The following is a 12,215-nucleotide window of genomic DNA, read 5'->3' as shown; positions in this document are numbered from 1 at the left end:
AGGGGAAGGCATGTTGGCGACGCTGGCCTTGGTGTTCGTTCTGGGTCTGCGGCACGGAATGGACGCTGATCATCTGGCAGCCATCGACGGGTTTTCGCGGCTGCGGCCCAGCCGCTGGAACGGGGTACTGTTCGGGCTGGGGCACGGGCTGGTCGTCACCATTTTGGCGCTGATGGTCGGACGTCTGGGCGAGGAATTCGGCTTGGGCTGGCTGGCCCCCTACCTGTTTCTGGGTGTAGCGGCGCTGAATCTCTGGAGGCTGCTGCGCCCCGCATCTGCTCAACTCCATAGGCACCTCACGCCGGGCCGCAGCTTTCTGGCCACCAGTCCTTTTTTAATGGGCCTGCTGCTGGCGGTGGGCATGGAAACCAGCTCGCAGCTCTCGGCGCTGTCCCTGAGCACGAGTGTGCCGCCGCTGGTGTTGGGGCTGGTGTTCACCCTGGGTATGGTGCTCACCGACGGCGTTGACGGCGTGCTTGCGTCTCAACTCCAGCGTGGTCAGCAGGCCGATCCTCAACGGGCGCGGCTTGCCTCACAAGTGATGGGGTGGATGGTCGTCGTGTTGTCGCTGACCTTTGCGCTGAGCGGTTTTGCTGGCGTGAACCTGGGCGACGTCGCCAATCCCCTGGGCTTTATGGTCTTTGCCGCCTTGATAACCCTGCGGGTCTGGAGCCGTCTAGGCCGCGCCCCCCTGCAATCCGCATGAGCCGCCCGAGTGTGCCGCGTCAGCGGATTGTGCGGGCCGATGGCCGAACCATCAATGTGGTGCGCAGGCGTGGACACCTGAGTTACTGTTTTCACGGCTGCTGCTGTGGGCGCACAGACAAGGGTTATGCCGAAGCTCCCGTCGCGACCTACACAGAAGAGTGGACGCGGCGCAAACTGCGCAATCAAGTGCACCTCACCAGGTCGGGTTGTCTGGGACCGTGCCTGCTCTCCAACGTGGCCCACCTGGTCTTCGACGGGCACGACGTGTGGTTTCACTCAGTCAACGACCCCTGGCTGGTGCGGGCCATCTTCGAGTACATCAGCACCATGCTGGAGGCGGACGGCTACCTCCCGCCACCGCCCGACCTGTTGGAGTACACCTTCAACTATTACACCTGGGACGCCTCCAATTCGGCGCCCACGGCGGGTCAGCTCAACAGAGCTGAGGTTTCAGACCGTCCCCTCGCCGGGTTTGCTGTTCTGAGTCACGCCGATACCGACCTGCTCAATCTTCAGGCCGCCCGAGAAACCTTGCCGGATGACTTCGGGCCAGTTACAGGTGTGGCGCTGGGCAGCATTCGCAGTGAGGCGCAGATGGAGGGGATGCTGGCCGGTGCCGTGGGGCAAGCGGAAGTGGTGCTGGTGCGCCTGCACGGCAAGTTTAGTGCGCTGCCCGGCGGTGAGCGTCTCCGGCAACATGCCGCCGCGACCGGTCAATACCTGCTGATGGTCAGCGGCACCAACGAACCCGACCCGGAGTTGGCGCGGCTAAGCGCAGCGCCGCTCCACACCTTGGACACGGCGCTGGCGTACCTGGCGGCCAGCGGCTGGACGAACACCCGTGAACTGCTGCTTTCCTTGTCCGACACGCTGCGCCTCACCGGGTACGGCGCACAGCCGCCGCACGCCCTGGCCGAGCACGGTCTCTATCACCCCGACCTGCCCGAAGGAGCTACGCTGGCCGACTGGCACCGTTACCGTGACCCGCAGCGCCCGGCGGTGGGAATCTTGTTTTACCGGGCGCACGCCCTGAGCGGCAACACCGCCTTTGTGGATACCTTGGTCGCGGCGCTGGACGAGGCGGGAGCCGACGCGCTGCCCGTGTTTACCACCAGCCTCAAAGACCTTGACGCTTTGGGCGACCCACACGCCTTTGCTCTGCTGAGTGGTCAGGTGGACGCCGTGGTCTCGACCCTCAGTTTTGCGATGGCCGAGGCCCGCACGCACACTGGACGGGAAGACGACGGCGCGTCGGCCTTCCTGCGGCTGGGCCTGCCAGTCGTGCAGGGCCTCACCTTGGGCGGCGCACGCGGCCCCTGGGAAACGAGTTCACGCGGTCTAGGCCCCCTCGATACCGCTATGAACGTGGCTCTGCCAGAATTCGATGGGCGGATTATCGGCGTGCCCTTCGCTTTCAAGGAGCAGGAAGCGGGCGGGGCCCGGCGGCTGGTGGCCGACCCGGAGCGCAGCGCACGCCTGGCCGGAATCGCGGTGCGGTTGGCCCGGCTGAGACACAAACCCAACGGGGACAAGCGGCTGGCGTTCATCTTCACGAACTCGGCGGCCAAGGCGTCGCAGGTGGGCAACGCGGTGGGTCTGGATTCGGCCGCGTCGCTGCTGCACATGCTGCGTGCCCTAAAGGACGAAGGCTACGATGTGGGCCACCTTCCTGAAACCTCCGACGCCCTCATACACGGGCTGATCGAGCGCAGCAACTACGACCAGACCGTGATGACGCTGGAGCAACTGGCGCAGGCGGCGGCGCACATTCCGGCGGCGCAGTACGCCCGCTGGTTTGCCGAATGGCCTGACCAGCAGCGCCAGCGCATGACGGCGCAGTGGGGGCCGCCGCCCGGCGTGGCCTACGTCCATAACGGCGCACTGTGCCTGGCAGGCATGACCTTCGGAAAGGTGTTCGTGGCCCTGCAACCGCCGCGTGGGTACGGCATGGATCCCGACGCCATCTATCACACCCCCGATTTGCCGCCCACCCACCACTACGCGGCGCTGTACCGCTGGCTGCGTGAACCTGCCGAGCTGGGCGGGTTTGGGGCAGACGCCTTGGTGCATGTGGGCAAGCACGGCACGCTGGAATGGCTGCCCGGCAAGGGCGTGGGCCTGAGCGCCAACTGTTTTCCCGACAGCTTGCTGGGCGACCTCCCGCTGTTCTATCCCTTTGTCATCAACGACCCTGGTGAGGGCACGCAGGCCAAACGCCGCGCCCACGCCACCATTTTGGATCACCTGCCGCCGCCGCTGACGAGGGCGGACACCTACGGCCCACTGGCCGAGTTGGCGGCATTGGTCGATGAGTATTACCAACTCGAACTCCTTGATCCCAGCAAGCTGCCGCTGCTTCAGGGCCAGATTTGGGCGCTGGTACAGCAGGCAGATTTGGGCACCGATTTGGGGGCCATGTTGCGGCGCGATCACGGCGACCACGTACATGATTGGGATGAGACCTTTACGGAAGAGGGCTTGCCCGTCACGCTGAGTGAGATGAACGGGGCAGACGTGGCGCATCTGCTGGAAGACATTGACGGCTACCTGTGCGAACTGGGCGCGGCGCAGATTCGGGGCGGCCTGCACACACTGGGTCAGGCCCCGCAGGGTGAAGCCATGCCCGAGATGCTACGCGCCCTGACCCGGCTGGCCAACATCGGCGTGCCGGGCCTGTTGGATGGGCTGGCTGGAGTGCTGGGCCTGAATCTCCCGGAGCTTCTTGACCGGCCTGGTGCTCGGCTGGACATCCGCGCCGACCTGAGTGGACTGGCGGGCCGTCCGGTACAAACCCACGCCGACGCCCTAGAACTGCTGGACGAATTGGCGTTGCACCTCTATCAACTGCTCTCGGAGCGGCACTTCGATCCTGCCAGCATCTCCGAGGTGCTTGCCCTGACGCTGGGGGGACGCAGCGACACCGGCACCTTGCCGCACACGCTCGCCTATGCCTGCCAGCGTCTCAAGCCCAACCTGGAGGCCACCAGCGACGAAATCACGCACCTGATCGCCGGGCTGGCAGGCCGGTTCGTTCCTGCTGGGCCGAGCGGCGCGCCCTCACGCGGGCAAGCGCACATTCTGCCTACAGGGCGCAACTTTTACGCTGTCGATCCACGGGCGCTGCCCTCGCAGGCGGCGTGGACAGTGGGCAGTAACCTCGCGCACGAGGTGTTGGAGCGTCACCAGAAGGAAGCGGGTCAGTACCCGGAACACGTAGCCATCAGCGTGTGGGGCACCAGCAATATGCGTACCCAGGGCGACGATGTGGCCGAAATTCTGGCTCTCTTGGGCACGCGGCCCGTGTGGCATCCACAGAGCCGCCGCTTAGAGGGCGTGTCCCTGATTCCACTCGGAGAGTTGGGCCGGCCACGGATTGACGTGACCGTGCGGATCAGCGGCTTTTTCCGTGACGCGTTTCCGCATCTCATCACGCTGCTGGACGACGCGTTTACACAGGCCATGCACGCCGACGAGCCGGAAGAGCTGAACTTTCCCCGCAAGCATTATCTGGCTGACCTGCGGGGCCGCTTGGCCGATCTGCCCACCGAGGAAGCGGAGGCGCGGGCGGCCTTCCGCATGTTCGGCAGTGCGCCGGGCACGTATGGAGCGGGCATTCTCGACCTGATTCACGAGGGCAACTGGCAAAATGAGGCCGATTTTGCCCGAACCTTTGTCAATTGGGGCGGTTACGCCTACACAGCCGCCGAGCAGGGCACCGATGCCCGCGAAGATTTCCGCGTTCGCCTTGGGGCCACGCAACTGGTGCTGCACAACCAGGACAACCGGGAGCACGATATTTTTGACAGCGACGACTATTTGCAGTTTTTTGGCGGCATGATCGCCTCGGTACGCAGTCTGTCCGGCGCTCAGCCAAGGCATTACTTTGGAGACACGGCCAACCCTGAGCGTGTCCGGGTGCGCGACCTCGGCGAGGAGGCCCTGCGGGTGTACCGCTCGCGGGTGGTCAATCCCAAGTGGCTCAGCGGCATTCGTCAACACGGCTACAAGGGCGGTCTGGAGCAAACCGCCACCGTGGATTACCTGTTCGGCTTCGACGCCACGGCCCAAATTGCCCACAATTTCATGTATGAGGGGGTGGCGCAGGCCTACGCGCTTGATCCTGTGAATCAGGCGTTCTTGAAGGCCAGCAATCCTTGGGCGCTGAATGCTATCGCCACGCGCCTGTTAGAAGCCGAGGGGCGCGGATTGTGGGAAGCCGCGCCCGACACACTAGGGGCGCTGCAAAACCTGTTGGCCGAGAGTGAAGGGCTGCTGGAAGAACGCGGCGAACAGGCGCGGGTGGGCGGATGACCCTCCAGACCAACGTTTTTGACGAGTGGGAGACCCAGGTGCGAACCGTGCGCTCGGGACGGTGGCAGCCTGAGCGCGACCTGGCGTTTTGGCGTGAAAAAGCCGCTGGCTACGACGCGGGCCAGCCGCCGCTCCCGAATACTGTGGCGTGGCTGCGGGAGCGGCTGGGCGGCGCACATTCGCTGCTGGACGTGGGCGCGGGCACGGGCCGCCTGACCCTGCCGCTGGCCCATGTAGTGCAGCAGGTGACGGCGCTGGATCACTCGCCCGACATGCTGGCCGTGCTGCGTGGCAAAGGGCCGCCCGCGCATGTCCGCCTGTGCTGCCAAGCCCTCGGAGACGCCTTGCACGGCTCCGACCTGTCCTCACACGACGCCGTGCTGAGCGCCTGGTCGCTGGCGTATCTGCCCGATCTGCGCGGGGCGCTGACAGGCTTGCTGCGCCTCGCCCGACGCGACTTGTTTTTGCTGGAAGACGACGGGCTGGGCAGTCCCCACGTGACCCTGCGCCGCCGACTAGAGGGGCAGCCGCGCCCCCACAGGGCTTCCAGTCTGCGCCGCGCTCTGCAAGCACTGGGGGAGGAACCGCACGTCCACCGAATTCAGGAGAACCGCGAACTGACTTTTCCTCATACGGCTGCCCTGCTGGCCCAGGCCCGTCTTCCGCTCCCAGACGCGGAGGCGCTGGAGGTTCTGCGCCCTCACCTGACCGCCGTGCCGGAGGGCTGGCTCTACCACTGGACATTCGACGTTCACGTGCTGCACGTGCGGAAGGCGTCGCTGTGACCCCCGATTATCCGCTGGCTGCCGTGGCCCATCAGCCAGAACTGCTCTTTGCGTTGTCGCTGCTGGCGGTGGCCCCCAGTGTGGGCGGCCTGCTGATCCGGGGCGACCGGGGCGCGGCGAAAAGCACGGCGGCACGCGGTTTGGCGTTGCTGCTTCCCTCCGGGCCAGACCTGCCTGCACCGTTCGTCAATTTGCCGTTGGGCGCGACCGAAGACCGCGTGATCGGTACCCTCGACCTCGAGGCAGCGCTGCGCGGCGAGGCCCGTCTCAAGTCTGGGCTGCTGGCGCAGGCTGACGGCGGCCTCCTGTATATCGATGAGGTGAACTTGCTGCCCGACCATCTGGTCGACCTATTGCTAGATGCCTCGGCAATGGGCGTGGTCAGGGTGCAGCGCGATACTCTAAGTGCCGAACAACCCGCCCGGTTTGCGTTGGTGGGCAGCATGAACCCCGAAGAAGGCCAGTTGCGCCCCCAATTTCTGGATCGGTTCGGACTGTGTGTCGAGGTCTCGGCCCCGCACGCGCCCGCCGAACGCGCCGAGATCATCCGGCGGCGGATGGCTTTCGAGGCCGACCCCACAGCCTTTGTTCAGCAGTGGCAGGAGGCGCAAGTGGCGCTGGGGCAGCGGCTCGTGTCGGCCCGGCACCGTTTCCCAAACGTGTCTGTGCCCGACGCGCTGCTCGAAACCATCACCACCCTCAGCAGCGAGGCAGGAGTGCGGAGCCTGCGTGCCGATCTGGTGCTGCACCGGGCGGCGCGGGCCTGCGCGGCACTGGAACAACGCAGCGATGTCACCGCTGCCGACCTGCACCGGGTCGCGCCTTTCGCGTTGCTTCACCGGCAAAGTGTGGGTCGGCCACCCTCGTCCCCACCGACTCAGGGAGACCCGGCGCAGGGAAATCCAGTCCAAGGTAACTCAGCCAAGGAAACCTCAGCGCAGCAGCCTCCAGCCTCTCCACCTCCGGGTGAGCCGAGTCCCCCGGACACCATCTTTGCGCCCACCGCCATCTCGGCGCCGCTGGCCTTAAACCAGACTCCGCTGCGCGGCTCCCAACAGCAGGCGGGTTCCCAGCACGGCGGTACACGGGCGGTGCCAAACCCTCAAGCCACGCAGCTTCATGTCCCGGCCACCCTGCGCTCGGCGTTGGGACGGGGCAGCGTCCAACTTACGGCCCAAGATATTCACACGTCCGTTCCCGAGGACGGCGGACGGCGGGTGCTGTTCGTGGCCGATACGAGCGGCAGCGTGGGCACGTCTGGACGAATGGGCGCGGTGAAGGCCGCGCTGCTGGACGTGCTGACCGGCCACACCCGGCGCGACCGCGCAGCCCTGATCGTCTTCCGGGGCACTGGAGCCACCCTGTTGCTGGACTGGACGACCGACCGCGCCGCTGCCGAGGACGCCATCCGCACCGCGCCGACGGGGGGGCGCACGCCCCTCGCCCACGCCCTGCAATTGGCCGCCGACCTGCTGGCGGGCCAGCGTCTTGCCGAGTTGGTGCTCTTTACCGATGGCCGCGCCAATGTGCCGCTGACCCCAGCTTCCGACCCCTGGACAGACACGCTGACGGCGGCGGCGGGTCTGCGCGGCAAGGCAGCCCTCGTTGTGGACACCGAAGCCGGGCAAGTGCGCTTGGGACGCGCTGCGCAGCTGGCCCGGATCTTGGGGGCCACCCTGCAAGTCCTGGAGCCCGCGTGAAGCGGTTGGTGATCGCCGCGCCGCATTCGGGCAGTGGTAAAACCACAGTGGCCGCGCTGCTGTGTCTGGCGTTCCGGGCACGCGGCCTGCGGGTGCAGCCGTTCAAGCTGGGGCCGGATTACCTTGATCCTACCCATCTGAGCCGCGCCGCCGGGCTGGCCGCCCGGAATCTCGATTCGTTTTTGCTGGGCCAGTCGCGCACACGCGAATTGTTTGCCCGCGCAGCCCAGAGCGCCGACCTCAGCATTCTGGAAGGGGTCATGGGCCTGTACGATGGCCGTGACCCCCTCAGCGACGAGCATTCCACAGCCGAACTGGCGCTGCTGCTGGACGCGCCGGTCGTGCTGGTGATCGACGCAGGCGGGATGGCACGTACCGTGGCGGCTGTGGCGGCTGGTCTCCGTGATTTCCGGCCTGGCTTGCGGGTGGCTGGGGTCATTCTGAACCGGGTGGGTGGAGCAGGCCACGCGGCTCTGTGTGAAGCGGCGCTGACGCAGATAGGCCTGCCCGTGTTGGGGTTTGTGGCCCGCACGGAGGCGCTGCACCTGCCCTCGCGGCATTTGGGGCTGCTGAGTGCCGAACTGACCAGTTGGGATGAGGGGGCGGCGTTGGATGCGGCCCGACATCTGCGGCTGGACGCACTGCTGGCCGCTGCACAAGCACCAGCTCTGGGCCTGCCAGATGTTCCGGCAGCCCACAACCCGCGTGTACGGCTGGCCTACGCGCTCGATGAAGCCTTTCATTTCTACTACCCGGATGCCCTGGATGAGCTCCGCCTGGCGGGCGCGGAACTCGTGCCGTTCAGTCCCCTGCATGACGCCGGGCTGCCACCGGGCATTGGCGGCCTGCTGCTGGGCGGTGGATATCCCGAAGCGCATGCGGCGGCCCTGAGCGCCAACCGTTCCATGCGGGACGCGGTGCGGGCCTTCGCGGCGTCAGGTCGCCCGGTGGTCGGAGAGTGCGGCGGCTTGATGTACCTCAGTGAAACCTTGGAAGATGGGGCAGGGCAGGTCTTCGAGATGTGTGGGGTGGTGCCCTACCGCACCCGCATGACGCCGGGTCTGACTCTGGGCTACCGCGACGCCACCGCCCTGCACGGAACCGTGCTGGCTCCGGCAGGAACGGCGCTGCGGGGCCATGAATTCCATCATTCGGTGCTGGCCCATGCACCTACCGAACCCGCCTACTCCTGGACAGCGCGGGACGGAAGCAGGGTCACCGAGGGCTACGCCTCCGGCAACGTCTTGGCCAGTTACCTGCACCTGCATCTGGGGGCTGATCCGGGGCTGGCCGCGCGGTTTGTGGCGGCCTGCGGATGAGGCGCACGCTGCTGTTGGCTTTGGCCTTGGATAGCTTGGGCGAGCCGCCGTCCCGCTGGCACCCCGTGGTCTGGATGGGCAACTATTTGGGGTCTGCCCGCAAACGATGGTACGGTTCCTCCCCCGCAGGCCAATTGGCGCAGGGGGCGGCGGGTTGGGCTCTGGGAGCTGGGCTGGCCGCGAGCGGGGGCCTCCTCGCAGAGCGGTTTCCCTGGCCCCTTCAGGCCGCTGTCCTCAAAACGCTCTTGGCCCGGCGAGCGCTGTTTGCGGCAGTGGATGAGGTGCATGTGGCGCTACGTCAGGGCAATCTTCCCGAAGCCCGGCGGCGGCTGGCCTGGCACCTGGTCAGCCGCGACACCGCCGCCCTCAGCGCCTCTGAAGTGGCTGGGGCAGCCATTGAAAGTCTGGCCGAAAATCTCTCAGATAGCGTGGTGGCTCCCCTGCTCGCCTACCGTGTGGGGGGATTGCCCTTGGCCGCCGCGTACCGCCTGACCAATACGGCCGACGCCATGTGGGGCTACCGCACCCCCGCGCTGGAATGGCCCGGCAAGGTCGCCGCCCACACGGACGATCTGCTGAACCTGGCCCCCGCCCGGCTGACCGCGGTGTGTACGCTGCTCTCGGCGGGACCAGCGGGTGCTCAGGGGTGGAAGGTCTGGGCCCGTGACCGCCGTGCCACGACCAGTCCGAATGCTGGGCACCCCATGAGTGCGTTTGCTGGCGTGCTTGGCCTGCGCCTCGATAAACGCGGGGTTTATGTGCTCAATCCACAAGGCCGCGCACCAGAACCCGGCGACCTCCCGCGTGCGTTGGCCCTGGCTCGGCGCACCCTGATCCTGGCGGTAGTGGCCCTGCTGTGCCTTCCCAGGAGCCAGCGTGCCTGAACTGCCGCCCCTGATTCCCCGTGCGCCCCACGGTGGGCCGTCCTCGGCGGCGTTTACGGGGCTGGACTTTAGCGTGAACGCCAACCCATACGGCCCCAATCCCGCGCTGCTTCAGGCGGTGCGCGGTGCCGACCACGCGCACTATCCTGATCCCAGTTACTCCGAGGTACGCGGGCGTCTTGCGGCCTGGCACAGGGTGACGCCCGATCAGGTGGCGCTCTCTGTAGGAGCCTCCGACTTGCTGCACCGCCTGGCACGGGCCTTTCTTGGGCCGCAGGACACCTTGCTGAGCCTGTACGCTCCTTTTGGCGAACTGGCCCGCGCCGCTGCACTGGGGCGGGCACAGGTAGAAGTTGTGCCGCAGTGGCCAGAGCGGCTGCCTTCAACGGCGGCTCTGGTCTACGTGGGCCACCCTCATAACCCCACGGGCCGCACCCTGAGCGCCTCTGCGCTGCACAAGCTGGCCGAAATGTGCGCCGCCACCGGTGCCCTCTTGATCGTGGATGAAGCTTACGCGCCCTTTACGCTGGCCCCCGAACCCCCCCGACATGCCCACGTGGTGCGGTTGCTGTCGCCGGGCAAGGCACATGGCTTGGTGGGGGCGCGGCCCGCATACGCGCTGGCGGCTCCGGCGGTGGTCGCCAGACTGGACAACCTTGCTCCCGCTTGGCACCTGCCCGCAGGGACGGCAGCGTTGCTGGCGGCCCTGCCTGAAGCCCAAGATTTTCTGACCCACACCCTCCCCCAGGTGGCCCGGAACGCTGCGGCGCTGGCGGCTTCACTGGCCGCTTTCGGCACGGTGGAACATCACGGCACGCCGTATGTGCTGCTCCACACCGGACACGCGGCCTCGGTGACGGCTCAACTGCTCAGCCACGGCCTGCGGGTGCGCGACTGCACCAGCTACGGCTTGCCGGACTATGTGCGAATTTCAACCAGGACTGCTGCCGACAACGCCGTTTTGATAGAGCAGTTGCCGCATGTTCTGTGCACTAAAGGAGAAACGCATGGCTAAAGCGATCATGGTTCAGGGCTGTACCAGCAATGCGGGCAAGAGTTACTTGGCTGCGGCTCTGTGCCGGGCGCTTAGCAATGAGGGCTACCGGGTGGCTCCCTTCAAAGCCCAGAACATGAGTAACAACGCCGGGGTCACGCCTGCCGGGCTGGAAATGGGCCGTGCCCAATTGGTGCAGGCCCGCGCCGCCCGCGTGGTGCCTGACGTGCGGATGAACCCTGTGTTGCTCAAACCGGAAGCCGACACCCGTTCGCAGGTGGTGCTGCTGGGCAAGGTCAGTCCTGAGATGACGGCCTTGCCCTGGCGAGAACGCAAAGTGCATTTGTGGCCGCATGTGCAGGCGGCGTTACACAGCCTGATGGCTGACTATGACGTGGTGGTGATTGAGGGAGCAGGCAGTCCCGCCGAGGTGAATCTGCGGGCTTCGGACATCGTCAATATGCGCGTGGCCCGTGAGGTTCAGGCCGCTGTCCTCGTGGCCGCTGATATCGACCGGGGCGGGGCGTTTGCTCACCTGCTGGGCACGTGGCACTGCCTGATTCCCGAGGAACGGGCGTTGCTGCGGGGCTTTATCCTCAACCGCTTCCGGGGAGACCCGGCGCTCCTGTCTCCTGCGCCGGAGTGGTTGGAAGCCCAGACAGGCGTACCGACGGTGGGCGTCGTCCCGATGCTCGATATTCCGTTGCCGGAAGAGGATGGAGTGTGGGCCGAGGCACGCCGCCCTCATGCCTCTCAAGAGGGCTTTGTGGCCATCGCCCGTCTGCCCCGCGTCTCCAATCTGGATGAGTTCGCGTTGCTGGGCGACCTGGCCCGCTGGGTCACCACACCTGCCGAACTGGAAGGAGCGCGGGCGGTCATTTTGCCGGGCAGCAAAAGCACGGCGGCTGACCTCGCGTGGCTGCGGGCCACTGGGCTGGCCGGTGCAGTCACCCGCTTGGCCCACAGCGGCGTGCCCGTACTGGGCATCTGTGGGGGACTTCAGATGTTGGGCCGCGCTCTGCACGATCCACTTGGGGTGGAGTCGGGTCACAAGATCCTGGGTCTGGGCCTGTTGGATCTGACCACCACCTTTGCCGCCGACAAGGTAACGGTGCAAACCAGCCTCACTGACCCCGAAACGGGCTTGGCCCTCCACGGCTACGAGATTCACCATGGCCGCACACAGGCTGGCCCGCAGGTACAGACGCTTACGCCTGGACTGTTATGGCGGCAGGGCAACGTGCGCGGCACCTATCTTCACGGCTTACTGGAAGATCCTGCATATCTCGAACGCTTTCTGGGTTGGGCAGGCCTGACGACCCCCACGGCTCTGGAGAGTCTAGATGCCCGCTTAGACGCTGTTGCCGCGCGGGTGAAGTCTAGCCTCGACTGGCCCCTGATAGAGCGGTTGGCCGGAAGCCAAACACCCTAGGCTGGCCCCCAAAGTATGGACGACTTCGAGTAGAGACTCGGCTCAGATAGAGGGTACAGAAGGTGAAGCCGATTGAGCCAGC

Annotated in this window: 8 protein-coding genes; all 8 read left to right on the top strand. The window is 66.3% G+C overall.

The features are described 5' to 3' along the window. Window positions 1–10: 10 nt before the first annotated feature. The 8 genes from M1R55_RS20880 to M1R55_RS20845 are packed head-to-tail and all read left to right on the top strand — an operon-like array spanning window position 11 to window position 12,133. Entirely contained in the window at window positions 11–706 is a 696-nt protein-coding gene (locus M1R55_RS20880) for a nickel transporter (RefSeq protein ID WP_249394897.1), read from the top strand. After that, entirely contained in the window at window positions 703–5,019 is a 4,317-nt protein-coding gene (locus tag M1R55_RS20875; protein WP_249394896.1) for a cobaltochelatase subunit CobN, read from the top strand. The genes M1R55_RS20880 and M1R55_RS20875 overlap by 4 nt, the downstream gene beginning before the upstream one ends. Further along, a complete protein-coding gene (locus M1R55_RS20870; protein WP_249394895.1) occupies window positions 5,016–5,804 on the top strand; it encodes a class I SAM-dependent methyltransferase in 789 nt (262 codons plus the stop codon). Before M1R55_RS20875 ends, M1R55_RS20870 begins: the two co-directional genes overlap by 4 nt. Then, window positions 5,801–7,504, top strand: coding sequence for a VWA domain-containing protein (locus tag M1R55_RS20865; RefSeq protein WP_249394894.1), 1,704 nt, complete (start codon window positions 5,801–5,803; stop codon window positions 7,502–7,504). Before M1R55_RS20870 ends, M1R55_RS20865 begins: the two co-directional genes overlap by 4 nt. Further along, the gene (locus tag M1R55_RS20860; protein ID WP_249394893.1) at window positions 7,501–8,823 is read left to right on the top strand and encodes a cobyrinate a,c-diamide synthase; all 1,323 of its coding nucleotides are present in this window, start codon (window positions 7,501–7,503) and stop codon (window positions 8,821–8,823) included. Before M1R55_RS20865 ends, M1R55_RS20860 begins: the two co-directional genes overlap by 4 nt. Then, complete coding sequence (gene cbiB, locus M1R55_RS20855) at window positions 8,820–9,707, top strand: adenosylcobinamide-phosphate synthase CbiB (protein ID WP_249394892.1); 888 nt, start codon at window positions 8,820–8,822, stop codon at window positions 9,705–9,707. Before M1R55_RS20860 ends, cbiB begins: the two co-directional genes overlap by 4 nt. Next, a complete protein-coding gene (locus M1R55_RS20850; protein ID WP_249394891.1) occupies window positions 9,700–10,722 on the top strand; it encodes a histidinol-phosphate transaminase in 1,023 nt (340 codons plus the stop codon). Before cbiB ends, M1R55_RS20850 begins: the two co-directional genes overlap by 8 nt. Then, window positions 10,715–12,133, top strand: coding sequence for a cobyric acid synthase (locus M1R55_RS20845; RefSeq protein WP_249394890.1), 1,419 nt, complete (start codon window positions 10,715–10,717; stop codon window positions 12,131–12,133). Before M1R55_RS20850 ends, M1R55_RS20845 begins: the two co-directional genes overlap by 8 nt. Window positions 12,134–12,215 lie beyond the last annotated feature (82 nt).

Origin of the sequence: Deinococcus sp. QL22 (assembly GCF_023370075.1) — a bacterium.
Lineage (GTDB): Bacteria > Deinococcota > Deinococci > Deinococcales > Deinococcaceae > Deinococcus.
This window is presented reverse-complemented; position numbering and strand designations above follow the sequence as displayed.

What these genes read in the sequence shown, in the direction of transcription:
- M1R55_RS20880 (WP_249394897.1), top strand. Translation starts at nt 11, where the DNA reads ATGTTGGCGACGCTGGCCTTGGTGTTCGTTCTGGGTCTGCGGCACGGA.
- M1R55_RS20875 (WP_249394896.1), top strand. Translation starts at nt 703, where the DNA reads ATGAGCCGCCCGAGTGTGCCGCGTCAGCGGATTGTGCGGGCCGATGGC.
- M1R55_RS20870 (WP_249394895.1), top strand. Translation starts at nt 5,016, where the DNA reads ATGACCCTCCAGACCAACGTTTTTGACGAGTGGGAGACCCAGGTGCGA.
- cbiB (WP_249394892.1), top strand. Translation starts at nt 8,820, where the DNA reads ATGAGGCGCACGCTGCTGTTGGCTTTGGCCTTGGATAGCTTGGGCGAG.
- M1R55_RS20845 (WP_249394890.1), top strand. Translation starts at nt 10,715, where the DNA reads ATGGCTAAAGCGATCATGGTTCAGGGCTGTACCAGCAATGCGGGCAAG.